Source organism: Pannonibacter phragmitetus, assembly GCF_050510895.1.
Classification (GTDB): Bacteria; Pseudomonadota; Alphaproteobacteria; order Rhizobiales; family Stappiaceae; genus Pannonibacter; species Pannonibacter phragmitetus_B.
The window spans coordinates 675,050-700,358 of sequence record NZ_JBNINT010000001.1 but is presented as its reverse complement, the minus strand read 5'-3'; the positions used below and the strand labels follow the sequence as shown (position 1 = coordinate 700,358).

The window sequence follows — 25,309 nt, the reverse complement described above, 5'->3', positions numbered from 1 at the left end:
AAAGCGCATGCGCCTTGACGCGGCAATGCGGTTTCCCTGATACCTGAAATCGGGAAATTTGATGGAGCGATTGGGAGAGCGCGCCATGCAGGAGGAGAAGCCGGATAACAAACCGGGCACAGGCCGGGCGGGGCCGCTGGGGGTGGATTTTGCCGCGCTCAACACCCTGCATGTGGTGCATGCGCAAGGCTCCTTCAGCCGGGCGGCGGAAGTGCTGGGGCTGAACCAGTCCGCCGTCAGCTACACGATCGACAAGCTGCGCAAGGTCTTTGCCGATCCGCTGTTTCTGAGGGTCGAAGGACAGCAGATGCCGACCGCACGCTGCGAGCAGATCCTCACCAGCACCCGCACCATGCTGGATGACTTCCTGCGCCTTGCCGAGCCGGACCCACTGGATCTTGCCCGCATCGAAGGGCGCTATGTCATCGCCTGCAACTACTATGAGCGGATGATCATCATTCCCGAGATCGTGCGGGACCTGCGCAAGGCCGCCCCCGGTTTCAGCATCGAGATCATCCCCTCCGCCGACATTGGTCCGGACCAGCTCGTGCGCTCACACGCAGACCTGCTGCTTGGCCCCTTCCGCCGCAACGATGCTGCCTTCTACAGCCGCAAACTGTTCGACGAACATTATGTCTGCGCCATGGACAAGGAGCACCCGCTGGCGGGCAAGGCGCTGACGCTGGAGGACTATCTGGCGCTGGACCATGTCGCAGCCACCTATGGCGGTCTTTGGAAGTCCGGCTATCTGAGGGCTCTGGAGGCCATGGGTCACAGGCTGAAGCCCAGTCTTGAGGTGCCAAGCCCTGCCGGCCTGCCCCGCCTTATCCGCACCACAGGCTATGTGGCCACCATGCCCGGCCTTCTGGCGCAGTATTTCTCGGACGAGCTGCACATCACTCCCTGCCCGGTTCCAGCCCCTTCGACGTGCTGATGGTCTGGACCGAGAGAGTGCACAAGTCCCCCTCCACCGCCAGATCCGGGAGGTCATCGCCCAATCCGTCAGCCGGACAGTGGGGCGTCCATGAGCGTCAGAGCCCGGCAGGCACAGGGAACACCAGCGTCACCACCGTTCCCTCACCGGGCGCGGAGAGAATGCGGGCGTCGCCGCCCGACTGGCGCATGAAGCCGTAGACGAGCGCAAGGCCCAGCCCGGCACCGCCGCTGCCGGGGCGTGTGGTGAAATAGGGCTCGAAGGCCTTGTCAGCCACATCGGGCGTCATGCCCGTGCCGCTGTCCTTCACCTCTAGCACCAGCATGCCTGCCTCTTCCCGGCAGGCCAGAACAATGCTTCCGCCTTGCGGCATGGCCGCAGCCGCGTTGAGGCAGAGGTTCAGCACCGACTGCTCGAAGAGGGCGGCATCGGTCTCAATCCTTGGCAAGGGCTCGTCGCAACGGATCTCCACCTTGCAGCTCTCACCAACCGCGATTTCCAGCACATCAGCCATGCTGCGCAGCAGCGCCCCGACATCAACACTCGCCGGGGTAATTGGCTGCTGACTTCCGACCGACAGCATGCTGGAGGCGAGCGCCCGCCCCCGGTCAGCCGCTTTACGGATGCGGGCGAGATGGCGGCGCTGGCGCTCGGTGAACCCGTCATCACGCTCCAGCAGGCCAAGGCTGCCGGTGATGATGCCGATCATGTTGCCCACCTCATGGCTGACCTGATGGGTCATGCGCATGATGCCGTCGAGACGCTGCGCCCGTGCCGCTTCCGCCTCCTGCCTGTCCGTCTGCGTCACATCCCGTGCCAGCAGCACAATGCCGCCATCGGCCTGCCGGGAGAGGGAGATTTCCGTCACACGGCCTGCACCTCCCCGGTGGCGCAAGGAAACAGGCCCCGCCAGCAGCCCCGGCTCGCCATCGCCCGGCAGAAGGCGCGGATCAAGGCCCGCAACCGGTCCGACGAAGCGCCGCGCCGCCAGTTTGCGCGCGGCGCCCTTGTGGCCCAGCAGTTCGATCACGCGGCGGTTCATGGTGATGGGCAGACCTTGCGGATCAAACAGGGCGATCCCTTCATTCATGCTGCGGAAGGTGGAGCGGATTGTGCGCGCCGCCGCTTCCGCGGTCTTGCGCAGCCGCGTCACCCGTTCCACGCTGTCGCGGAAGGCGCGGAAGGCATCGAGAAGCTGCAACAGCTCGCTTTCCCCGCCTGCATAGGAGGGAGGCCCCACATCCTTCTGCCCCTTGGCCAGCGCCTGCATGCCCTGCGACAAGTCCACGATCCCGCGTGACACCCGCATGGCGGAACGGATGGACAGGATGGCAAGCCCCAGCACCAGCACGGCCGCCAGCGCCACCATGACAAGCAGCCGCGTCAGCGCCCCGGAAGCCGCCAGAATGTTCTCGTTGAGACTTCGTGTCACCGCGTCCGACTGGGTTTCGGATGCCAGCGACAGCTCCCGCGCCACCGCATGCAGCCGGGAAACTGACGAGCGGATCGCATACATCTCGAGGAGATACCGCGTCTGCGCCTCAAACACGAGGTCATAGGGCGCCAGAAGCGCAGGCGAAACAGGCGGCGGGCCGGGCACTTCGGCAGAGCCAGCCGTCTCCTGCACATAACGGCGCTTCAGTTCGCCAAGCTGGAACAAGCTGTCAGACCCTGCCGCCAATTGAACGATGGCATTGAGCCGCCGCCGCACCCCCGCATTGGCCACGTCACCGGCTACGGCAATTTCGCCCAGCGCAGCGGCGGCCCTTTCCTTGTGCTGTTGCGCCGCATCAGCATTGGCCGCCAGAACCAGCGTCTGCTCGCGGATGGCTTGCAGCAAATCCACGATCCGCTGCTCTTCCGGCCCTGTCACCGGACCACCGGACGGCTGGCTGGCCATGGCAGCCAGCAGTGTATCCACCTGCTCCACCAGCGCCCGGCTCTTGCTGGAAACCCGGTAGGGCGACGTGGCATTCATCAGGAGAGGTGCGCTGGAGACAAGATCCGACACCTGCCGCGACACCAGCGACGCCTTGGCAAGGCTCGTATAGGCATCCAGCCGGTAGGCCGCCATTTCATCACGTGCCCGCACCAGCCCGAAAATCGCAACACCCGACAGGCCGAAGACCAGTGCGCAGATAAAGACGATGGCAAAGGGCAGCCGGAAGGCGATGGAAGAGAGGTATGGACGGCTCAGAACGCGGGCAATCACGTGTGTGGCCCGCCCGCGCCAAGTTGCAGGATGTACCCCTTGCCGCGCCGGGTCAGCACATGGCGCGGCAGGTCGGGATTGGGCTCGATCTTGCGCCGAAGGCGCAGCACCAGCACATCCACGTTCCGGTCGATATGCCGGTCCGTTTCTGCACCAAGTTGATCCAGTATACGGGCGCGGCTGACGGGCGCCCCTGGGGTCGAAGCCAGAATTTCCAGCAGGGCGAACTCCGCCGCCGTCAGCGTCCGGCCCGGATCGCTGCGGCAGACGGCACGGCGGTTTTGCAGGTCAATGGACCAGTCGCCCAGAATGAGGGCCGAGCCATCCATGGAGGATGCCCTGCCCGTTTCCCTGTTGCTTCCACCCGGGCGCTCCGCAGCCTCCCCGCTGCGCTGGGAAGGGTTCATGCGCCGCAGCAATGCCTTGATGCGGGCTGTCAGTTCAATGGGCTCGAACGGCTTCACCACATAGTCGTCAGCCGCCGTTTCAAGCCCCAGAACCCGCTCCGCCGCACTGCCCGCCGCTGTCACCATGATGATGCCGAGATCCGCAGTGCCGGCCCTGAGCCGTTGCGCAAAGGCCCGGCCCGAGGTGCCAGGCAGATTGTGATCCACAAGCACCACATGCACCGGCCCCCGCCCCAGCACCTCCGCCGCCTCCTCGGCAGAAGCCGCATGAGCGGGCTCCCAACCTTCCGCTTCGAGCAGATCGCAGATCAGCTCGGCCATGTCCGGATCGTCTTCGACGACCAGAATCCTCACCTTCTGTGCCAGCAATTTGCAGTCCTCCCGCCTGCACTATAGGAGCTGCAGTCCGGTATTCAAAGCATCTGTTGAAGTGGTGATTTGTAATATTTGTAATCTTTGCAGCAACTGAAACAACTTTACCGGGACACTGCAACAACTGAAACCATTCTTCGATTGCACGCCCCTGGTTTCCTGCGCATGCTTCTCCTGTCCGGACATGGAGGATGTCTGGCGGGGAGGAACAAGGTGAAGGCAGCAACCGCTCTGGCGGCTGCGCTCGGCCTATGGCTGTGCGGCACCGCATTGGCAGAAGAGACCGGCCCTGCGCCCGGCACGCTCAACGTGCTGTGCGGTGTGGATGAGGACTGGTGCACCGCCATGGAAGCGGCGTTCGAGCGCCACTCCGGCCTTGAGATCAGCATGACCCGGCTCAGCACGGGCGAAATCCTTGATGCCATCCGCAAGGACCGCGCGGCGCCCACTGTCGATGTGTGGTGGGGCGGTACGGGCGACACTCATCTTCAAGCCGCCGCCGAAGACCTGCTGGAGGCCTATACCTCTCCCCATGAAAAAGACCTGCTGCCGTGGGCGCAGAATTTTCATGCCATGTCGGGCAATCTCAGTTCGGGCGTTTATGCGGGCGCTCTTGGCTTTGCCTACAACAAGGATCTTCTGGCGCAGCGCCGCCTGCCTGCCCCTTCCTGCTGGAATGATCTGACCGACCCGGCCTACCGGGGGACATCCTGGCAGGCAATCCGGAAACCTCCGGCACTGCCTATACCGCGCTGGCAACGCTGGTGCAGCTTTTCGGCGAGGACGAGGCCTTTGCCTATCTCGCCCGGCTTGGCGCCAATGTCTCCAGCTACACGAAATCCGGCGCGGCACCTGTCAAGGCCGCTGCGCGGGGGATACGCTGATCGGCATCTCCTTCATCCATGATGCCGTCACCCAGAAGCTGGCGGGCTCCCCGCTGGTCATCGTGGTTCCCTGCGAAGGCACGGGCTACGAGATCGGCGCTGTCAGCCTCATCAAGGGCTCCCGCAATCCTGAGCTGGCCCGCGCCTTCGCCGATTTCACCCTCAGCCCCGAGGGGCAGGCGACCGGCGCACAGGCGGGCCAGAACCAGATCCCCGCAAACGCAAAGGCCGCTCTCCCGGCAGCCGCGCCGGATATCTCGCTCATGCGTATGGTCGATTACGACTTTGCCACCTTCGGTTCACCGGCAGAGCGAAGCCGCCTGCTCAAACGCTTCGCGCGCGAAGTGCCGCCAACACAGTAGGCCTTCGTCGCACAAAACCGGTCCCGCACCGGCCAGTCTCAAGGATCTGACAACTGACTGGCGGGCCGCCAACAGGCGGGCCGCACAGGACAGCCATGTCCTGCGCCGCCCGCACCATCACAACCGCCTCATCACGGCGGACCATAACGGAGGAGAACGACCCATGAAGACTGCATCCGCATTCACGCTGCTTGCCCTTGCCGCCGGCACCGCCCTTGGCACTGGCGCCGCGCAGGCCGCTGGCGACCTCAACCTCATCTGCTCCGCCGACGTGGTGATCTGCGAGCAGATGAAGGGCGATTTCGAAAAGGACCACGACATCAAGGTCAATATGGTGCGCCTCTCGTCGGGCGAGACCTATGCCAAGATCCGCGCAGAAGCCCGCAATCCCAAGACGGACATCTGGTGGGCAGGCACCGGCGACCCGCATCTTCAGGCCGCCGCTGACGGGCTTACGGAGGAATACAAGTCGCCAATGCTGGATCAGCTTCACACCTGGGCGCAAAACCAGGCGCAAAGCTCCGGCTACCGCACGGTGGGCGTTTATGCCGGTGCGCTTGGCTGGGGCTACAACACCGAGATCTTCGCCAAGAAGGGCCTTGCCGAACCCACCTGCTGGTCGTCGCTGCTTGCTCCCGAGCTGAAGGGCGAGATCCAGATGGCCAACCCGAACTCCTCCGGCACAGCCTATACCGCGCTGGCGACGCTGGTGCAGATCATGGGCGAGGACCGGGCTTTCGACTACCTGAAGAGCCTCAATGCCAACATCTCCCAATACACCAAATCCGGGTCGGCCCCGGTGAAGGCGGCTGCACGCGGCGAAACAGGCCTCGGCATCGTCTTCATGCATGACGCCGTGTCGATGGTCGCGGAAGGTTTCCCCGTCAAGGTCGTCGCCCCCTGCGAAGGCACCGGTTACGAGATCGGCTCCATGTCCATCGTCAAGGGCGCGAAGAACATGGAGAACGCGAAGATCTGGTACGACTGGGCCCTGAAGCCGGAAGTCCAGTCGCGCATGAAGGACGCAAAGTCCTTCCAGCTGCCGTCCAACAAGAGCGCCGAGATCCCCGAGGAAGCTCCCCGCTTCGAGCAGATCAAGCTGATCGACTACGACTTCGGCAAGTTCGGCAGCAGCGAAACCCGCAAGGCCCTGCTGGAGCGCTGGGACCAGGAAGTCGGCGCCATCGCGCAGTGACATCCGGCCTTTAAGCCTGCAGCACCCGGGTTTTACGTCCCGGGTGCTGCATACGGCATTCCTTCCCGCTTAAACAACAGGCAGTTTCCATGCAGACGAGCAACCGGCGACTGGACTTGCTTCTGGCCCTCGGCGTAGCCGCCCTCATTCTTGTGCCGTGGTACAGGGTCGAAGGTGGCTTCTTCGGCCTGGGCTGGATATCCAGCTTTCTCTCCACCCCTGATCTGGAACCGGGCCTTCTGCAGGCAGCCGCCAACGGCCGCCCCTGGCTTTTCTTGGCCATTGCCTTGCTCGCCGCAGGAGGGTGCGCAAGGCTGATGAGTGCCCAGCCTGCCCGTGGCCGCCTTCTGGTGGCAGCAGGTGCGGCCGGTGTTCTTTTCATGTGTCTGCAAGGGCTGGCCGTCGGCTTCACAGGCTGGAACTGGACCCTCAGCGAAACACTCTTTGGCGCGCTGTCCGAGGGCCAGCCAGCCATGGGCGCGGGGGGCATTACGCTAACAACCGTCTTCGTGCTGATGTTTGCCTTTGGCTGCGCGGAGCTCGGCGCCATGAAAGGCGATGCCTTCATTGCCGGCGCCATTTCACTGCTGGTGTTTCTGGTCGCGGTGTTCGTCTTCTATCCCATCGGCAGCATGTTCGCCGGTTCGGTGCAGGATTTCGACGGCTCGTTCAAGCCGGACGGTTTTCTGCGCAATCTGGTGGACCCGGGCATCTGGAGCCTTTCCTGCCTGACTGGTGATGGCCGCTGCGGCGTTGCCTGGCGCACCTTCTGGCTCGCTATCATGACCGGCCTTGGCTCCACCCTGCTCGGCCTTGCCTTTGCCCTGATGGCCACGCGCACCCGCTTTCCACTGAAGAAGGGCCTGCGCCTCATCACCGTTCTGCCGATCATCACGCCGCCCTTCGTCATCGGCCTTGCGCTGGTGCTGCTGTTCGGCCGCTCCGGCGTGGTCACGCAAGGCCTGTCGGACCTCTTCGGCATTGAGCCGGGCCGCTGGCTCTATGGCCTCACCGGCATCTGGATCGCGCAGGTGCTGTCATTCACGCCCATCGCCTTCCTCGTGCTCATTGGCGTGGTCGAGGGGTCAGCCCCTCGCTGGAAGAGGCATCGCAAACCCTGAAAGCCGATCGCTGGCGCACCTTCTGGCACGTGTCCCTGCCCCTCATGAAGCCGGGGCTCGCCAATGCCTTCCTCATCGGATTCATCGAAAGCATGGCCGATTTCGGCAATCCGCTGGTGCTTGGCGGCAGCCACGGCGTGCTCTCGACCGAAATCTTCTTCGCTGTCGTCGGCTCGCAGAATGATCCCTCACGCGCAGCCGTGCTGGCCATGGTCCTGCTTTCCTTCACGCTCACCGCTTTCCTCGCCCAGCGGTTCTGGCTGAAGGGCAAGAACTTCGCCACCGTTACCGGCAAGGGGGACAGTGGCGCGCATATCCCTCTGCCCAAGGGTGTCTCCCGCGTGGTCCATGCCATCGTGCTGCCGTGGATGGCCTTCACGCTGCTGATCTATGGCATGATCCTCTTCGGCGGCTTCGTGAAGACGTGGGGCCTCGACCACACGCTGACACTGGATCACTACATCAAGGCCTTCTCCGTCAGCTTCGATGGCGGCAGCCTTGCCTGGACCGGCGTTGCGTGGAACTCCTTCTGGACCACCATGGAGATCGCCCTTCTGGCAGCTCCCCTGACGGCGGCCGTGGGCCTGCTGACGGCCTATATCATCGTCCGGCAGAAATTCGCGGGCCAGAACGCCTTCGAGTTCGCCCTGATGATGAGCTTCGCCATCCCCGGCACGGTCATCGGCATCAGCTACATCATGGCCTTCAACCTGCCGCCGCTGGAAATGACCGGATCGGCGCTGATCCTCATTGCCTGCTTCGTCTTCCGCAACATGCCCGTGGGCGTGCGCGGCGGCATTGCAGCCATGAGCCAGCTGGACAAGAGCCTTGACGAGGCGTCCCTCACGTTGCGGGCCACCAGCGCCCGGACCCTGCGCAAGGTGATCCTGCCGCTGCTGCGCCCGGCCATCACCGCAGCGCTGGTCTATTCCTTCGTGCGGGCCATCACCTCCATCAGCGCGGTGATCTTCCTCGTCAGCGCGGAATACAACATGGCCACATCCTACATCGTCGGCCTTGTCGAAAACGGCGAGTATGGCGTCGCCATTGCCTATTCCTCGATGCTCATCGCCGTGATGATCACGGTCATCGCCGGCTTCCAGTTCCTCGTCGGCGAACGGCGCCTGCGCCGCGAGAACCGGGTTTCCGGCCTCGCAGCATCTTCCGAACTCAAGTCCGCTCAGGAGAAAACCGCATGACATCCCACAAGCCCGGCTCCGTGGTCTTCGAGCATGTGCGCAAGGACTTCGGCACTTTCACCGCCGTTCCCGATCTGTCGCTGACAATCGAACCAGGAACCCTCGTTACCCTGCTCGGCCCCTCAGGCTGCGGCAAGACCACCACCTTGCGCATGCTGGCGGGGCTGGAGCACCCGACATCGGGCCGCATCCTGATTGGCGGCAAGGACGTGACCATGCTGCCCGCCCACGCCCGCGACGTATCAATGGTATTCCAGTCCTACGCCCTTTTCCCGCACATGAGCGCGCTGGAGAACGTGGCCTACGGCCTTGAATCCTCCGGCCTCAAGGGCAAGGAAGCCCGCGAGCGCGCCGAAGAAGGGCTGAAGCAGGTCGGCCTCGCCGGCATGGGCCACCGGCTTCCGGCAGAACTCTCCGGCGGCCAGCAGCAGCGTGTTGCTGTTGCCCGTGCGCTGGTGCTGGAGCCACAGGTTCTGCTTCTCGACGAGCCCCTCTCCAACCTCGACGCCCGCCTGCGCCGCCGGGTGCGCACCGAGATCCGCGAATTGCAGCAGCGCCTTGGCTTCACCGCCGTCTATGTGACGCATGATCAGGACGAGGCGCTGGCTGTCTCGGACACGATCATCGTCATGAAGGATGGCCGCATTGCCCAGTCTGGTGCGCCGCGTGAGCTCTACGAAGCCCCGGCCTCCAGCTTCATCGCCGACTTCATGGGCGAAGCCAACGTGCTGCCGTGCGAAGTGATCGAGACCGATGGCACTAGCGCCCGCGTCCGCCTTGGTCCACTGGAGCATCAGCTTGCCGCGACAGGCGCCAGAACCGGCAGCGCGCAGCTTGCCATCCGCCCTGGTGCTGTCAGCCTTGCTGCAGGAGAAGCCGCACCGGGCAGCCTCGCCGGGCGTATTCTCACCTCCGCCTACCTCGGCGACCATGCCGAATATGAGGTGGAAACCGTTGCCGGGACGCTGTTCGTGGTAGACCATGAAACTCCCTCCCCCTGCCCGCCCGCACGGATGTGGCCATCCGCCTGCGCCAGCGCGGCATCGCCCTCATCGCAGCCTGATCCTGCCCAGCATAAGGATGGTTTCCCTGAAATGACCGCCGACACGCATTCCGCCGCCGTCACCGCCCGCTTCGAACTGGCCAAAGTGATTGCAACCGAAGCCGCCGCCCTTGCGCTCGACTATTTCAACCGGCGAGGGACGCTGGTGATCGAGACCAAGGCGAACCTTCAGGACGTGGTCTCCATCGCCGACCGCAATGTCGAAAAGCTCATCCGCGAAAGGGTCGCAGCCAGCTTCCCGGAAGATGGTTTCCTCGGCGAAGAGTATGGCCAGACGGAGGGCACTTCGCCCTATACGTGGGTAGTGGACCCGATCGACGGCACAGCGCCCTTCGTCAACGGCATGCCGACCTGGTGCGTCTCCATTGCCGTTGCCCGCGATGGTGCGCCCGTGGTGGGCGTCATCCTGGCACCTGTCCTGCAGGAGACTTATGCCGCCGCCGAAGGCCATGGCACGACGCTCAACGGCAAGCCCCTGAAGCTTGACCCGTCCCGCACCATGCAGAACGGCCTCACCGGCATCAGCAGCAACAGCCATGTGACGCCGGAGCGCACCGGGGCAATCGTCACGGCGCTGACCGCAAGGGGCGGCAACATGATCCGCAACGGCTCGGGTGCGCTGATGCTGGCCTATGTTTCGGCAGGCCGGCTCGTCGGCTTCTACGAGCCCTACATGCACGCCTGGGACTGCATGGCTGGCTTCTGCCTCGTCAAGGAAGCCGGAGGCTTCCACGAGCCCTTCCCCGCCACCGCCTTCGGCCTCGGCAAGGGCGCCCCGGTCATCGCGGCAGGACCCGGGGCAAAGGACGATATCTGGGCGTTGGCGCAGGTGTGACGTAAGCTTTCGCAGAACTTCCGCATACATCCGTCATGCCATGACTTGATCATGGCATCCATTCCATCGCAGAAAACCAGAAATAACCCTATCAGACTGCGAATTTAATCTCACTTATCAAGTCTTGATGAAACGGGGTAGATGCCATGATCAAGTCATGGCATGATGAAATATTATATACCTACATCAACCTTTCAAACACAAAGGCCGGGCATCACTGCCCGGCCTTTGGCGTTCATGCTCCGGCGCAACAGGTCAGATAAAGGCGCGGATGGCGTGCTCCACGCCGCGCAACTCGGCCAGGCCGCGCAGGCGGCCAATGGCCGGATAGCCGGGATTGGAGGTCTTGCGCAGGTCATCCAGCAGCTGATGCCCATGGTCAGGACGCATCGGCAATTCGACACCACGGCGGCGCTCCGCCAGAAGCACGGCCTTGATCACTGCCACCATGTCCACGTCACCGTCGAGGTGAGCGGCTTCATGGAAGCTGCGCGGATCAGCCTCCCGCTTGGTGGTGCGCAGATGCAGGAAATGCACCCGGTCTGCATGGGTTTCGAACATTTCGACCAGATTGTTGTCCGGCCGCACACCGTAAGAGCCGGTGCAGAAGGTGAAACCGTTGGAGGGGCTGTCCACCATCTCCGCAATCGCCTTCATGTCGGCGGCGGTGGAGACCACACGCGGCAGACCGAACAGCGGACGCGGCGGATCGTCAGGATGGATGGCGAGCACGACGCCTTCCTTCTCGGCCACCGGCACCACGATCTTCAGGAAGGCAGCAAGGTTGGCACGCAGGCGGTCCGCATCGACTTCAGCGTAAGTAGCAAGGCGGGCGCGGAAGCTGTCGAGCGAATAGCTCTCTTCGGCGCCCGGCAGGCCGGCGATGATGTTGGCCATCAGCTTGGCCACATCAGCTTCGCTCATGGCGGCATGGGCGGCGCGGGCCTGTTCGATTTCCTGCGCGCTGTATTCAGCCTCTGCGCCTTCGCGCTTCAGGATGAACAGATCAAAGGCCGCGAAGGCATCAGCATCAAAGCGAAGGCAGCGCGCACCATCCGGCAGCTCGAAGGCCAGATCTGTACGGGTCCAGTCGATCACCGGCATGAAGTTGTAGCAAATGGTCCGGATGCCGCAGCGGGCAAGGTTCACCATGCTCGCCACCCAGGCTTCGGCATAACGCTCCCAGCCCGGCGCAGCAGTCTTGATGTCCTCATGGATCGGAATGCTCTCGACCACCGACCAGGTGAGCCCGGCTGCTTCGATCATGGCCTTGCGCTCAAGAATGCGCTCCACCGGCCAGACCGTGCCATTCGGCTGGTCATGCAGGGCGGAGACGATGCCAGTGGCACCTGCCTGACGGATATCTGCGAGCGAGACGGGATCGGCCGGGCCGAACCAGCGCCATGTCTGTTCCATGATGGGTTTCCTCAATTGGAGGCGGTTGGGGTCTTTTGGGGCGGGAGCCGGACTGCCAGCCTTGCGTGGCCGCAAGCAAATGGAACTCCGGCTGGAAACTTGGGTTGCCGGGCAAATGCCCTTCGTCAGTACTTCACTCCTGCCCCGGCCATACCGCCCTCAGGAAACGGCGGCTGCGGCGGGGCGGCTGTCAAACAGATAGCCATCGAACTGCGGGTCATCCACATCGGACAGTTCCATCAGGGTTTGGCGCACGTTTTCAAGGTGCTGCCACATCGCCTGGCGGGCCGCACGCGGGTCGCGGCACTGCAGGGCGGTGAGGATCGCCTGATGATCTTCCAGCCAGCGGTGCCGGTAGGTCCGGTCGAAAATGCGCGCATGCAGGCGGGCCCACATGGGGCTTTGTTCGCGCTTGCGCCACAACTCGTCGATCATGTCGACCAGCACGCTGTTCTGGGTGGCTTCGGCAATGAGATGATGGAACAGCTCGTCGCCGGAATAGTCGCCCGTGTCTTCTGCGATGGCCCGGCGTTCCATTTCCATCGCCTCGCGCAGGCGCAGAATGTCGGCCTTGGTCACCGTTGTGGCTGCGAAGGCAGCGATGGAGCTTTCCAGCACCTGCCGCGCCTGCAGCAACTCGAAAGGTCCGATGTCTCCGCGCGTGCCGGTGTCGTCACCGGCGGGAACCTTCACCACATAGGTGCCGGAGCCCTTGCGCACATCGACAAGGCCTTCGATTTCGAGCCTCAGGATTGCCTCACGCACGATTGAGCGCGAAACACCCAGCTCGTCTGAAATCTGCCGCTCGGGCTTCATGCGGTCGCCGGGCTGATAGTTTCCCTCGGCCAGCTCCCGCCGCAAGGCCTCCGCCACCTCCTCGTAGCGCCGCCTGCCGGATGCCTCGATCATCTTATTCCTCCATCCGGCGTCAAGGACCCATACCTATGGCCCTGCTCCTCCTGCCGGTCTGCTTCATCGCTCAAGTGTCTTGCAAACCGCTACCTTACGTCAACTGCAGGATGTAGCACCGCAACACACCTTCCCCTGAAACATAAGAAGAATCCGGGTGCAGGGCACCCGGATTCCGGTTGTGTCACTCGCCAGCGGCCTGAATGCGCTTGATGAGGTCAGCAACGCGCGGAGACTTGGCAGAAGCCTCTTCGATCATCGGCTTCACAGCTTCGGCGAACGGAGCCTTCTCGACAGCCACGAACTTCACGCCCATTTCCTTTTCAGCCTGCGCCTTGCCAGCGGCAACCTGCTCGTTCCAGCTGGTGCGGTGCAGGTCCATGGACTCATGCGCAGCCTGCTTCAGAGCAGCCTTTTCGGCGTCAGACAGGCTGTCCCAGGTCTGGGTGGAGACCAGCACGACGGACGGAACCATGGTGTGCTCGTCTTCGGAGAAGATCTTGGCGATTTCACCGTGACGGGCGGTGGTCAGTGCCAGCGGATTGTTCTCGGCACCGTCAACCACGCCCTGCTGCAGAGCGCTGTACAGCTCGCCATAGGCAATCGGGGTCGGGCTTGCACCCAGCAGCTCGACCATGCGGATCGCGGTCGGGCTCGGCTGAACGCGGATCTTCATGCCCTTCAGGTCGGCCGGAGTCTTGATTTCTTTGTTCGCATAGAAGGAACGTGCGCCTTCGACGTAATAGGCGATGCCGATGAAGCCCTTGTCCTTCGAGGACTCGAGGATGTCGGTACCGATCTCGCCCGAGAACACCTTGTAGGCGTGCTCTTCATCCTTGAACAGGAACGGCAGGTTCAACGGGGTGTAGGATTCGTCGAAGGCTTCCAGCTCGCTGGCGTTGGAGCGGGCCATGTCGAGCGAACCGTTCTGCAGCATTTCCATGGATTCGCGCTGGTTGCCCAGCTGCGCATTCGCATAGACGCGGATCTTGAGATCGCCGTTGGTCAGTTCATCCACGCGCTTGGCCATGAATTCCATCGACTTGTGCAGCGGATGGTCTTCCGGGTTGTTGTGGTTGAGCTTCAGGGTGCGGGCGTCGGCAGTTGCGGAAAAAGCCAGCAGGGCTGCACCAGCCAGCGCGCCGAGACGATAGGTCATACGCATGTCAAATTACCTCCCGATGATACTTGAAGGATGCGCGCGGCGAGGAACCTCCCCTGCCGGCCACATCGGAAACCGGCGGCACCCTCCGACCAGATTGGTTGATCAAAAAGGCCCGGCGCGCGACCAGAAATTTCGTCAAAGCACAGCCAATGTCAACCGATTTTGAAAATTGGTTGACCAATTACCGGAAATAGGCTTTCTCTGGCCAGCCGGATAAAGGGGCAAAACGCCTCTTTTCCGGGCATTGTCTGTGGTTTTCGACACTCGGACAGTTGTCAGCAGAAGCGGTATGAACCACCGCATCAAAGCGCCGCAGGTCCAGTTTGCTCATCAGGGCAAGGACAAAATGCCGGCAAGCGGACAACCGGTGAGGCAAACCGGCAGACCAAGATTGAAAGGCAGGCCGGGACACAAAAGGTCCCGGGAGGAAACCGGGGCAGGCTGCCTGCCCCACGAGGAGGACATGCAGCCATGCATGCACTGAAAGCCCGCGTAGACCACGCTCTGGGCCTGTTCATCGCCGCAGTTTTTGCGGTTCTGGTCGCCTGCGTCGTCTGGCAGGTGGTGTCGCGCTACATTCTTGGCACGCCCAGCACCCTGACGGACGAGACCGCAAGATTCCTGTTCATGTGGATTGGCCTGATCGGCGCCGCCTACACCCTTGGCCAGCGCAAGCACCTGGCCATCGACGTGCTGATGCAGATGTCCTCCCCGAAGGTCGCGCGCATTCTCGCCCTGCTCGTGACGGCACTGATAGCGGCCTTTGCCGCCATCGTGATGGTCAAGGGCGGCCTTGCCCTTGTGCAGAAGACCCTCGCCTCCGGTCAGGTCACCCCGTCGCTGCGCCTGCCCATGGGCTATGTCTACGCTGCCGTACCTCTGTCCGGCGGCATGATGCTGCTCTACTGCGCCGAATTTGCAGCAGGCCTCATCACCGGCCGCTATGACCCCGTTGAAGATCTTGAGGCCGATGCAACTGCCGGCACTGACCAGGGCCAAGGATAATCCATCATGGAAAGCGAACTGATCAGCGCCCTCACCCTGTTTGGCGCCTTTTTTCTGCTGATGTTCATTGGCGTGCCTGTCGCCTTCGCCATCGGCATTGCAACGGTCGTCACCTTCACCCTCTTCCTGACCTACGACCAGTCGATCTTCAACACGGCGCAGCAGCTGGCCTCGGGCCTCGACAGCTTCACCCTGCTGGCGGTGCCCTTCTTCATTCTGGCTGGCAACATCATGAACCGCGGCGGCATCGCCCTGCGCCTCATCGAGTTCGCCAAGGTGCTTGGTGGCCGCCTGCCGGGCTCGCTCGCCCACTGCAACGTGCTGGCCAACATGATGTTCGGCGCCATCTCCGGCTCTGCCGTGGCGGCTGCCGCTGCCGTTGGCGGCGTGATGTCTCCGCTGCAAAAGAAGGAAGGCTATGATCCGGCCTTCTCGGCAGCCGTCAACATCGCCTCATGCCCCACCGGCCTGCTGATTCCGCCGTCCACCACCTTCATCGTCTACTCGCTGATTTCTGGCGGCACCTCGATCGCGGCGCTGTTCGTTGCAGGCTACGTGCCCGGCATTCTCATGGGCCTTGGCATCATGATCATCGCCGGCATCGTGGCAAAGAAGCGCGGCTACCCTGTCGCGCCGCGTCCGAGCTGGAAAGAAGTGGCCGGCAAGACCGGTGACGCAATTCTGCCGCTGGGCCTCATCGTCGTCATCATGGGCGGCATCATCGGCGGCGCCTTCACCGCCACGGAAGCCTCCGCTGTTGCCGTAGTCTACACGCTGATCCTCGCGCTCTTCTGGTACCGCGAAATCGGCCTCAAGGATCTGCCGGGCATCTTCCTGGAGTCGGCCGTCACAACGTCCATCGTGCTGCTGATGATCGGCTGCTCCATCGCCATGTCCCGTGTGATGGCCTTTGCCGATATTCCCTTCACGGTGTCCGACCTGCTGCTGTCGCTCTCCGACAATCCGCTGGTGCTGCTGCTGATCATCAACATTGCGCTGCTGATCGTCGGCATGTTCATGGACATGACGCCTGCACTGCTGATCTTCACGCCGATTTTCCTGCCGGTGGTGAAGGACCTCGGCATGGACCCGGTGCATTTCGGCGTGATGATGACCTTCAACCTGTGCATCGGCATCTGCACTCCGCCAGTGGGCTCGGCGCTGTTCGTCGGCTGTTCGGTCGCAAAGGTGTCCATCGCCCGCGTCATCCGCCCGCTGCTGCCGATGATGGCCATGCAGCTCGCCGTGCTGCTGCTGATCACCTACGTTCCAGACCTGAGCCTTGCGCTGCCGCGCCTGCTGCTGGGTTATGCTGGCTGACGCTGGAGACATCTCATGAAAACGCTTGAGACATTTACTCTCACCCGCTCCATCGAGGCTGGCATCGAGCTGTCGATTGAAGGCCGCCACGTCATGACCGTGGAAGTGCTGGAAGACGCCCTGTTCCGCGTGCAGCTGCGCAAGAACGGCGGCTTCCGCCTCGGCCGCAGCTGGACCGTGGCTCCCAAGCCGGAAGGCACGGCCGCGCCTTGCGAAACCCCGTGGGAAGGCCGCTCGCGACGTGACCTTTCCGGCTTCACCTGTCCGGCCTTCAAGCTGACGGACAATGGCGATGCAGGCATCGTCCTCACCACGGACAAGCTTCGCCTCACCATCACGAAGCCGCTTACCTTCGTGTGGGAAGCGAAGCAGGCCGATGGCAGTTTCCTCGTCTTTGCCGAAGACCGCCCGACCGGCGCCTATCTGCTGGACGTGAAGTCCCACGCCCATGCCCATTTCCTGCTGCGCAAGACCGGCGAGCGGGTCTACGGCCTTGGTGAGAAGTCAGGCGATGTGGAGCGTTCCGGCCGCCGCTTCGAAATGCGCAACCTCGATGCCATGGGCTATGACGCCCGCTCGACGGACCCGCTCTACAAGCACTGGCCCTTCAGCATCACCCGCACACCCTCGGCCGGCGCCTTCGGCATTTTCTACGACAACCTGGCAGGCAGCTGGTTCGATCTCGGCAACGAGCTGGACAACTACCACAAGCCCTACCGCGCCTACCGCGCCGAAGACGGCGACCTCGACTATTACATGAGCTGGGGCCCCTCGGTTCTGGATGTGGTCAAGGCCAACGTCCGCCTCACCGGCGGCACCGCCTTCCCGCCTCTGTGGACCATCGGCTATTCCGGCTCGACGATGCACTACACCGATGCTCCGAACGCGCAGGAGCAGCTGGAGGGCTTTGTCCGGCTGGTGGAAGAGCATGACATCCCCTGCGACAGCTTCCAGCTGTCCTCGGGCTACACCTCCATCGGGCTGAAGCGCTACGTCTTCAACTGGAACACGGACAAGGTGCCGGACCCGGCCGGCATGTCGGCGAAGTTCGCCGCCGCCGGTCTGCATCTTGCGGCCAACATCAAGCCCTGCCTGCTGCAGGACCACCCGATGTTCGCGGATGTAACGGCGAAGAAGCTCTTCGTTCTCGACAGCGAGAGCGACACGCCCGCCCGTTCGGTGTTCTGGGATGACGAGGGCGCGCACCTCGACTTCACCAACCCGGAAACCATTGCCTGGTGGCAGCAGAACGTAACCGAGAAACTGCTCGGCTACGGCATCAACTCCACCTGGAACGACAACAACGAATACGAGATCTGGGACAGCCACGCCCGCTGCAACGGCTTTGGCGAGACCATCGACATTGGCCTGATCCGTCCGCTGATGCCGGTGCTGATGACCCGCGCCAGCTACGAGGCACAAGTCCGCCACCAGCCGGATGTGCGCCCCTATCTCATCTCCCGTTCCGGTGCACCGGGGCTGCAGCGTTATGCCCAGACCTGGTCTGGTGACAACCGTACCGCCTGGGAGACCGTGCGCTACAACACCCGCATGGGCCTCGGCATGTCGCTCTCCGGCCTCTACAACATCGGCCACGACGTGGGCGGCTTTGCCGGTCCGCGTCCCGAGCCGGAGCTGTTCGTGCGCTGGGTGCAGAACGGCATCTTCCATCCGCGCTTCACCATCCATTCCTGGAACGACGACCGCACGGTCAACGAGCCCTGGATGTTCCCGGAGGTGACGGACCACATCCGTGATGCGATCAAGTTCCGCTACCGCATGCTGCCGTACCTCTACACGGTGCTGCATGCGGCAGTGACGGCTGACGAGCCGATGCTTCGCCCCACCTTCCTCGACCACGAGGGTGACGCACGCACCTTCGCCGAAAGCGACGAATTCCTGATCGGCCGGGACCTGCTGGTGGCGAGCGTCATGGACAAGGGCGCCGCATCACGCACGCTCTATCTGCCGGAGAATGGCGCCGGCTGGTGGAACTTCTGGACTGGCGAGTGGCATGCAGGCGGTCGGGAACTCACCATGCCCGTTACGCTTGGCTCCATGCCGCTGTTCGTGCGCGCCGGCAGCGTGCTGCCACTGGCCGAAGGCCTCACCCGCGCCGACAGCCGCAAGGACACGGCGCGTACCTTCGCCATTTTCCCGGCACAGGGCGCCGCGTCGAGCGTCAGTCATGAATATGCAGACGACGGCTTTGCCGCCAACGCGCTGGACGGCAACCATGCCCTGATCCGCATGGAACTGAGCAGCGATGCAGACAGCATCAACCTCACCCTCTCCCGCACGGGCGCCTATGCCCCGGCTTGGACAGAGGCAAAGGTGATCCTTCCGGCCGGTGAGAAGCGCAGGCTGATCATCAATGGCGTTGCAGCGGCAAACGGCGCCACGGTCACCGTTCCGGCTGCCTGACGATTGAGGCGGGTGGCAACACCCGCCAGAAACCCCGGCGGTCCGAGGACCGCCACAACAAGAAGAGCACGGGCACCGGCCTCGCCGGCAAGTCCGGGCCTTTTTCAAAGTCCTCCCAAGACGCACCTCGGCGCGGATGACCCCGGTCATTCGCGCTTTCTTTGAGTTCTCTGAAGCAGAGCCAATTCAGGGCGTTAAGAACAGTCCATCAAGTCTCGGATAAATGCTGGACATCGCTTTTCGTAGCGGCAAAAGTCCTCTCTGATCTGTGATCAGATCATTCTGCGCATCAGCCAGCAAGACGGGGGACCTTGCATGGACGATCAAGACACGGAATTCATCAAGGTTCGGGACAGCTTCTTCGATGCAGCCATGAATCCTGACCTTTGGGCTACGGCTCTCGCGGGATTTTCAGACTTCACAGGAGGATCTTCTGTGAACCTTGTCGTGCTGGACAAGCCCGGAGCCCCACCCGTCATTGAGCATTTCGTCCGGGGTGATGATACGGCCTACGCCCGCTATCTCGGTGACTATTTCGCCATTGACCGCAGGGTACCGCGCGTTGCGGCTGCCCAGGTCGGCAAGATCCTTCTGGAGCAGGATGTGCTCAGCGAAGAAGAGAAGCGGCAGGATACGGTCTACAATGAAATCCTGGCCGGAAACGGCATGCGCAATCTCGCGCTAGCCAACCTGTCCAGCGGTCCGCTGCTCATGGGTGTCGGCATAGCGCCGCAGAATGATGCGGACCCGTTCGAGACCGATCAGTTGACGAAACTGGCCCGGTTGCTCCCGCATCTGCGCAATGCCCTCAGCTTCTATACGATCAACATTCAGCTGCAGCTGCAACGGCAGATGCTGGCTGATCTGTTTGCCCATGATGGCAAGGGTGTCGCGGTGCTGGACCTGAACCGGCGGGTGCTGTTCGCCAATGCACTTGCCGAGAAGCAGTTTTCAAATGGTCTCATCTCGGTGCGCCAGGGCACTGTCGCCTTCCGGCACCGGAACAGTGAAATGGCCTGGCAGCGCGCCTTGCAGGAGCTGCAGGACGGAGGCGGCGCGGGATCCGCAAGCTTTCTCGCCGAAAACCCCGAGACACTCGGCATGGCGGCCGTACGCCTGCTCTCGGCGGCGCCAATTCTCGAACAGTTTCCAATGTTCACGGCCCCGGCCCTGCTGATGCTGCTCACGCCCATCAATCCGGGTCTGGCAATCAGCGCCGCAGAAATCGGCCGCTTTGGCGCGCTTTTCGGGCTGACGCCCGCCGAATGCCGGGTGATTGAGGCAATTTCCGCAGGCACAGGGCTGGATGATCACGCAAGCAGGCAAGGAATCCAGCTCGATACGGCACGCAAACAGCTAAAGTCTGCCATGGCAAAGTGCGGCGTCAGCAGCCAGAAAGCACTCATCTCGCGGCTGGAACGCTTCTGCCTGGTTGCCTTGCGGTAACAAAAAGGAAGGACGGCAAGAGCCGCCCTTCCGATCAACTGAAAAGTACTTCCAAGTATGAATGTGCCTCCCGCCACTGCGGCGTTCGGCAAAATTCCGGGGCCTTGCGGCACAGGCTGTGACGCCTGCGCCGCAAAGCAGTTCAGTTGGCCTGAGCCACGGGGAAATCGAGCACATTTTCCGATCTCGGAATGGTCGGATGCTGTGCCCCATCCGTCAGTTGCGGCACACGGCGGGAGGTGTAACTGATGAGTTCCTGAATGCTGGTGAAGCCGTTGGCATCACCGGCATTGCGGTCTGCTTCCCCGTCGAGCCCTTCCAGAAGAGCAGCCGTGAAGGCACCATGGCCGCCCCGGTAGCTTTCATCCTCCAGCGAGGACTGCGCGCCGGTTGATGAAGCAACCACAATGGTGCCAGTGCCTTCCGTCAGCGCTTTCACCGCATCTTCAGCCGTCACGCGCCCGCGCTTGCGCGGTCCAACCGTACCCGCATGACAGATATCCATCAGGAACACGGCCTTCTGGTTGACCGGGCGGCCCTCCAGGAAATCGCGGAACTTGTCCACCTGCATGCCCGTGTAAGGCCGCTGCATGTCGCCGTCATGGGTGATCAGATAGAGCTGCTGCTCGTTGTCCTGCACACCATGCCCGGCGATGAAGAGCACGATCACATCCTCGGCAGAGGCCTGCCGCAGGAAGTCGTTCATCTCCACCCGGATGTTGCGCTCGGTTGCCTGATCATTGACCAGAACCCGCGTGTTGACCTTGCCGTAAAGCACGCCTTCCTGCGCCTTGAAGGCCTTTTCCAGTTCCAGCGCATCCTTGTGGGCATATTCCAGGTTCTGAGTGGCAATCTCATAGTCCGAGATACCGACACCAAAGAACCAAAGCTGCACGTTGGAGGCCCGCTTCTGCGGCTTCGCTTCGACTTTGCGGGTGATTTCCAGCCGCTGGGTCAGGATCTTTGCATCCCTGTAGGCGATGCTGGCCTCGATGACGTTGACGCCCTCCTGCAGCTTGAACTGACGCGACGTGCCGATCACCTCGCCGCCCTCATAGACCGGCTCTTCATCGAATCCACGCCCGCGCGGAATCGGCCGGCCGTTGAGCGTATACACAAGCTCCGGATCAGGCAGGCTGGCATCCGTCTTCTCGATGCGCAGTTTCAGGATGAAGCTGTCTTCGCCGGTGGCTGCTTTCAGCGGCCCATCCACGGACATCTTGTAAGGTGCCTCGAAAAGTTCTGGCTCCACCTGCGGCGTCTCGGGCACGGAGGGCGAACCTCCCTCCCCGGTCAGCCGGCTCAGACGTTCCTGAATGACACGCGGCCGCTCAAAACGCTGCTTCAGGGCGTCAAAGGGCAGGTAGTTGTCCCCCAGAGACCAGAAGACGCCGTCTGTTCCGCCGAGTGAGGACGTGAACTCACCGCTGGGCGCATAAGCAATCCACTCATTGCCGTTCTTGATCACCACGGTCAGCTGGCGATCCAGCGTCCTGAGATCGAAGTAGACAAGTTCGTTGCCCGAGGTCATGGCGACGAGAAGATTGCGCGGCTCCAGAACCTCAATGTCACGCAGGGTGCCCCGGAAGAAGGCTGTCCGGTCTCCCAGTTTCAGAAGATCACGCGACCATTCGATCGTCCGGCCATCATCCAGCTTGCGCGTCCAGAGGCCGTTGTCTGCCTCCCATTTCTCATACCGCCCGCTCGCTACATCGTAGATCCGCCAGCCGCCTGCGACCTCCAGAACACGCAGCTTTCCGGGTTCCTCATCCCGGAACGAAAGGTCCCGCACTTCCTTGTTCAGGTTGATGACCTTGGTTTCGCGTCCGGAGGCAATGTCATAGACACGGACGGTCTTGCCATTGGTCCAGCCGTGGCCGTAACCGTCCTGCCAGATAGTCGCAAGTGCGATCAAACCATCCACATCACTGATGGAAATGTCATTCACCAACGTCTCGTAGCTCTTGTCATAGCGCAAGCGGCTGGTGACGAAGTCGAACTCGATGCGCGACAGCTTCCGCAAGGAAGGACGCTCCCGTACTTCCAGAACGCCCGTCCGGGAATCCGTCTTGCCTGTCGGCTGACCGGCGAAGACCACATACTTGTCGCTGGTCCTGACGAACTGGACATTGAACCCCAGTTCCTCCACCACGTCTTCCCGGAAGTCCTGCGTGCTGAAGGTGACGACCCGGTTGTCTGCATCCACCATGAACTGGCGCGATCCATCCTTCTCCAGCGCCCTCCAGCCAAGTTTGGAGGCTGCCTGCAAGGTATGCACGCGCTGGCCTGTCGTCAGGTCCCAGACGTGGCTGGCAGAGCTGTCGCGCGAGACAAGCAGTGCATTCGTCTTGTCTGTTGAGATACCCCGTCCCTCAGGGGCAAGGCCGGTCATTTCCGCCACGGGCTCGAGAGAGGCTGCATCAAGCCATTCCACGGAGCTGCCGCTGCCTGCGACAATGCGCTTTCCATCGGGCGTAAAAGACAGGAAAATGTCTTGCGCACCCTTGCGCTTTGCAAGGATCTGTCCGTCAGACAGGTCCACCAGCATCAAGCCCGTTTCACTGTTGAAGGTATCGTTCATGACAGCCAATGGCCGGGAGGGATGCACAGCAATATTGTTGGGAATGACCGGCACCCGGCTGGAGGCAACCACACTCCAGTCAAGCGCATCCCAGATCACCATCTGGCGCCGGTTGTCGATAGCCACCACATAGCGGCCGTCACGGCTCGCCGCCATGGCGTGAGGCCAGTCCACTCCGGGGAGATGACGCTCCATCTGAAGCGTCTGCCCGTCAAAGATCCTGATGCCTTCCCGCTGTGCCTGCCCCGCCACGATCTTGCCGCTGCCGGCCAGCCAGACCAGTGGCCCACTGATCCGCGTGCTGCTCAGGCGGGTGAATGCGCGCTGGCTGCGGGACTGCACATTGTAGACCCTGAGGAAACCCTCACCATCCGTGTAGGCCAGTTCATCGCTGTAAGGGCTCCAGGCAAACTTGGCAATTTCAACCTCGCCATGAACCTGCGCCACCGCATGCCCGGTCTTTGTGTCGTAGACATAAAGCACAAAGGACTTGCTGCCGCTGACCTCTGTATAGGTCGAGATCGTGGCAAAGTACCGGCCGTTGGGCGAGAAGGCTCGATGATATCCGCCCCGGTAGAAGTCCCGCAGTTTCACCTTCTGCTGCAGATCCCAGAGCTGCACAGGCTCAAAGCCTGTTGCCGCGAGACGCCCGCCTGGCGCAAGTTGCAGCCCTCCGGCGTCAAGCCTGCCTGTGACTGCGATTTCCGGCTCGCTGACATTGCCATAGGGCCGGACCTCGACACGCCGGTTGCGCTGACGCCCTGCTTCGCTGTCATTGCCCGCAATAGGCTGGCCCGCGCCGTGGCCAGCAGTCCGCAAACGGCTTGCCGGGATGCCGTGACGTGTCTCCAGATAGGCAGCAACGGCCTGGGCGCGGCGGGCAGACAGCGGCAGATTGATTTCGTCAGACCCGCGGCTGTCCGTATGCCCTTCGATGAGGAAGACATATTTCTCTCCGCCCGGTGCATTGAGTGCTGCAGCCGCCTTATCGAGTGCCGGATAGGTGTCCGCCCGGATCACGTCCGAGTTCGTCTCGAACTCCACAGCCAGCGTCAGGCTGGCTCCGATACGGGTTTCCCAGTCCTTCAGGAACGGATCTCGCCTTCAGGAAGGCCTGCCGCTCGTTTTCCAGCGCCTCCGCAATACCGAGACGCTGCTGCCAAAGCGCCAGCCAAGTGCCGCTGAGACCCTTGGCGCCTGACACCTCGTCCAGATAGGCTCGAGCCTTCGCATAGTCCTGAGCCCAGATCCGGTTCTTCACCAGCTCTGCCAGAATCGAGTACTTCCGGCTTGACGGGGTGTCATCCAGAGCCGCCTTCAGGGCAGATTCCGCTTCATCCATGCGCCCCGCTGTCTCCAGCAGGTCGGCAGTCTGGCGCACAGCCTTGTGCCTGTACTCAACGAGCACAGCCTTGGCTTCACCTTCGCGGCAATAAGCCAGAGCCTGCTCCGGCTTGAGCGCAAAGGCGAAATTGGCCCAGCACATGGACGTGGCCACCTGGCTGACTTGCGGCAGATCCTGATAGGCCTTCTGCAACAGGGTATAGCTGCGGTCAAAGTCGTAGCTGGCCATCATCTCGAAGCCATCCAGCGCAGCTTCCGCCACATTGGACATGGCATAGGCCTGCTCATAAAACTCCATGGCCTGCTGGCGGGCGTTGAAGCGGTCCTTGAGTTCACCTGCCGCAAAAAGCAGTGCTTCGGCGCTGCGCTCTGCCACGGCATAGTCCAGCACAGGCTTAAGTGCGGCAGCGCGGGTCTCAGCCTTGGCACCACTGCGCTCCAGCCGTGTCATCCGGAGCTCTGTTAGCCGTTTCAGGGCCTCGAACGGCGCTCCTTCCTTCAAAGCGGCTTCAAACAGTTCTTCGGCTTTTTCCGCTTCGCCATCTGACTGGGCGGCGATGGCACGGATGAAGGTCACCGCGCCATCGCGCTTGCCGAAGTCGCGCTCAATACCTTGCAGGAAAGCCTCGGCCTCGGCCGGCTGTTTCAGCTCACCCTTCAGAAGAAAATAGAGATTACGGATGAGATCGATGTCGAAGCCAGCAGCCTTCAGACCCTTTTCATACACCTCCCGGGTACGGCCGAAATCATCGACCTCTTCATAGGTGAGACCAAGGTAGAGATAGGCTGTGGAAAGATCAGGCCGCTGATCGATGACCTTCAGATAATCGGCGATCACCTCCTGCCGGTCAGCGTAGTTGCGGTCCTTGATCCAGGTCCGGGCAAACAGCCCCTCCGGAGTGTCCGGGAAGGCATCGGCCAGGTGCTTGCGCATGGCCGAGCGCTCAAACCGGCCCGGGATTTCAAGGCTCAGGTCCAGCAGCTGCTCCGGCTCCAGCCCCTGATAGGGAGAGACGCCTTGCGCAACAGCGGCACCACCAGCAAAGGGCATGGCGAGAAGGAGGCTCGCACCGGCAAGCGCGGAAAGAAGACGGGTCATGCAGTTCTGGCTCCGG

General features: G+C 62.4%; 14 protein-coding genes and 3 pseudogenes. 10 read left to right on the top strand and 7 right to left on the bottom strand.

What is annotated here, in order from left to right:
- The first annotated feature begins 61 nt into the window (after window positions 1-61).
- Complete coding sequence (locus ACQB61_RS03255; protein WP_430511471.1) at window positions 62-934, top strand: LysR family transcriptional regulator; 873 nt, start codon at window positions 62-64, stop codon at window positions 932-934.
- Between the two features lie 97 nt (window positions 935-1,031).
- On the opposite strand, the gene ACQB61_RS03250 is transcribed toward ACQB61_RS03255, so the two are convergent.
- Entirely contained in the window at window positions 1,032-3,146 is a 2,115-nt protein-coding gene (locus tag ACQB61_RS03250; RefSeq protein WP_430511470.1) for an ATP-binding protein, read from the bottom strand.
- Window positions 3,143-3,922 carry a response regulator transcription factor gene (locus ACQB61_RS03245; RefSeq protein ID WP_430511469.1) on the bottom strand — a complete coding sequence of 260 codons (780 nt, stop codon included), beginning with the start codon at window positions 3,920-3,922 and terminating at the stop codon, window positions 3,143-3,145. The genes ACQB61_RS03250 and ACQB61_RS03245 overlap by 4 nt, the downstream gene beginning before the upstream one ends.
- A 216-nt stretch (window positions 3,923-4,138) precedes the next feature.
- On the opposite strand from ACQB61_RS03245, the pseudogene ACQB61_RS03240 reads away from it, so the two are divergent.
- The 5 genes and pseudogenes from ACQB61_RS03240 (at window position 4,139) to ACQB61_RS03220 (ending at window position 10,584) form a co-directional block, all read left to right on the top strand.
- Window positions 4,139-5,171 (top strand): annotated as a pseudogene (locus ACQB61_RS03240) (ABC transporter substrate-binding protein).
- Window positions 5,172-5,334: 163 nt separating this feature from the next.
- Entirely contained in the window at window positions 5,335-6,366 is a 1,032-nt protein-coding gene (locus ACQB61_RS03235; RefSeq protein ID WP_430511468.1) for an ABC transporter substrate-binding protein, read from the top strand.
- Window positions 6,367-6,455: 89 nt separating this feature from the next.
- A pseudogene (locus ACQB61_RS03230) lies at window positions 6,456-8,686 on the top strand (ABC transporter permease).
- Window positions 8,683-9,749: pseudogene (locus ACQB61_RS03225) on the top strand (ABC transporter ATP-binding protein). The pseudogenes ACQB61_RS03230 and ACQB61_RS03225 overlap by 4 nt, the downstream one beginning before the upstream one ends.
- A 31-nt stretch (window positions 9,750-9,780) precedes the next feature.
- Window positions 9,781-10,584 (top strand): inositol monophosphatase family protein, encoded by an 804-nt coding sequence (locus tag ACQB61_RS03220; RefSeq protein ID WP_430511467.1) that lies wholly within the window; start codon window positions 9,781-9,783, stop codon window positions 10,582-10,584.
- Window positions 10,585-10,839: 255 nt separating this feature from the next.
- Here the strand turns inward: ACQB61_RS03220 and uxuA are convergent, their stop codons facing one another.
- The 3 genes from uxuA to ACQB61_RS03205 form a co-directional block, all read right to left on the bottom strand.
- The gene (gene uxuA, locus ACQB61_RS03215; RefSeq protein WP_430511466.1) at window positions 10,840-12,000 is read right to left on the bottom strand and encodes a mannonate dehydratase; all 1,161 of its coding nucleotides are present in this window, start codon (window positions 11,998-12,000) and stop codon (window positions 10,840-10,842) included.
- A gap of 159 nt (window positions 12,001-12,159) precedes the next feature.
- A complete protein-coding gene (locus ACQB61_RS03210; RefSeq protein WP_430511465.1) occupies window positions 12,160-12,909 on the bottom strand; it encodes an FCD domain-containing protein in 750 nt (249 codons plus the stop codon).
- Between the two features lie 184 nt (window positions 12,910-13,093).
- Entirely contained in the window at window positions 13,094-14,074 is a 981-nt protein-coding gene (locus ACQB61_RS03205; protein WP_430511464.1) for a TRAP transporter substrate-binding protein, read from the bottom strand.
- 471 nt (window positions 14,075-14,545) lie between these two features.
- Between ACQB61_RS03205 and ACQB61_RS03200 the strand changes: the two genes are divergently transcribed.
- The 4 genes from ACQB61_RS03200 to ACQB61_RS03185 all read left to right on the top strand — a co-directional run bounded on the left by ACQB61_RS03200 (window position 14,546) and on the right by ACQB61_RS03185 (window position 20,269).
- Window positions 14,546-15,079 (top strand): TRAP transporter small permease, encoded by a 534-nt coding sequence (locus tag ACQB61_RS03200; RefSeq protein WP_430511463.1) that lies wholly within the window; start codon window positions 14,546-14,548, stop codon window positions 15,077-15,079.
- A 6-nt stretch (window positions 15,080-15,085) separates the two neighbouring features.
- On the top strand, window positions 15,086-16,399 hold the full coding sequence (locus tag ACQB61_RS03195) for a TRAP transporter large permease (RefSeq protein ID WP_430511462.1): 1,314 nt from the start codon (window positions 15,086-15,088) through the stop codon (window positions 16,397-16,399).
- A 15-nt stretch (window positions 16,400-16,414) separates the two neighbouring features.
- Entirely contained in the window at window positions 16,415-18,823 is a 2,409-nt protein-coding gene (locus tag ACQB61_RS03190; RefSeq protein WP_430511461.1) for a TIM-barrel domain-containing protein, read from the top strand.
- Between the two features lie 315 nt (window positions 18,824-19,138).
- Complete coding sequence (locus ACQB61_RS03185) at window positions 19,139-20,269, top strand: helix-turn-helix transcriptional regulator (RefSeq protein ID WP_430511460.1); 1,131 nt, start codon at window positions 19,139-19,141, stop codon at window positions 20,267-20,269.
- 142 nt (window positions 20,270-20,411) lie between these two features.
- Here ACQB61_RS03185 and ACQB61_RS03180 read toward each other — a convergent pair whose 3' ends face one another.
- Together ACQB61_RS03180 and ACQB61_RS03175 are read right to left on the bottom strand one after the other, a co-directional pair.
- The gene (locus tag ACQB61_RS03180) at window positions 20,412-23,894 is read right to left on the bottom strand and encodes an OmpA family protein (RefSeq protein ID WP_430511459.1); all 3,483 of its coding nucleotides are present in this window, start codon (window positions 23,892-23,894) and stop codon (window positions 20,412-20,414) included.
- Complete coding sequence (locus tag ACQB61_RS03175; protein ID WP_430511458.1) at window positions 23,836-25,293, bottom strand: hypothetical protein; 1,458 nt, start codon at window positions 25,291-25,293, stop codon at window positions 23,836-23,838. The genes ACQB61_RS03180 and ACQB61_RS03175 overlap by 59 nt, the downstream gene beginning before the upstream one ends.
- Between the last annotated feature and the right edge of the window lie 16 nt (window positions 25,294-25,309).

Bases quoted from the DNA above. Each gene is read 5' to 3' on its own strand.
- ACQB61_RS03255 (WP_430511471.1), top strand. From the start codon at position 62: ATGGAGCGATTGGGAGAGCGCGCCATGCAGGAGGAGAAGCCGGATAAC.
- ACQB61_RS03235 (WP_430511468.1), top strand. From the start codon at position 5,335: ATGAAGACTGCATCCGCATTCACGCTGCTTGCCCTTGCCGCCGGCACC.
- ACQB61_RS03220 (WP_430511467.1), top strand. From the start codon at position 9,781: ATGACCGCCGACACGCATTCCGCCGCCGTCACCGCCCGCTTCGAACTG.
- uxuA (WP_430511466.1), bottom strand. From the start codon at position 12,000: ATGGAACAGACATGGCGCTGGTTCGGCCCGGCCGATCCCGTCTCGCTC.
- ACQB61_RS03210 (WP_430511465.1), bottom strand. From the start codon at position 12,909: ATGATCGAGGCATCCGGCAGGCGGCGCTACGAGGAGGTGGCGGAGGCC.
- ACQB61_RS03205 (WP_430511464.1), bottom strand. From the start codon at position 14,074: ATGCGTATGACCTATCGTCTCGGCGCGCTGGCTGGTGCAGCCCTGCTG.
- ACQB61_RS03200 (WP_430511463.1), top strand. From the start codon at position 14,546: ATGCATGCACTGAAAGCCCGCGTAGACCACGCTCTGGGCCTGTTCATC.
- ACQB61_RS03195 (WP_430511462.1), top strand. From the start codon at position 15,086: ATGGAAAGCGAACTGATCAGCGCCCTCACCCTGTTTGGCGCCTTTTTT.
- ACQB61_RS03190 (WP_430511461.1), top strand. From the start codon at position 16,415: ATGAAAACGCTTGAGACATTTACTCTCACCCGCTCCATCGAGGCTGGC.
- ACQB61_RS03185 (WP_430511460.1), top strand. From the start codon at position 19,139: ATGGACGATCAAGACACGGAATTCATCAAGGTTCGGGACAGCTTCTTC.
- ACQB61_RS03175 (WP_430511458.1), bottom strand. From the start codon at position 25,293: ATGACCCGTCTTCTTTCCGCGCTTGCCGGTGCGAGCCTCCTTCTCGCC.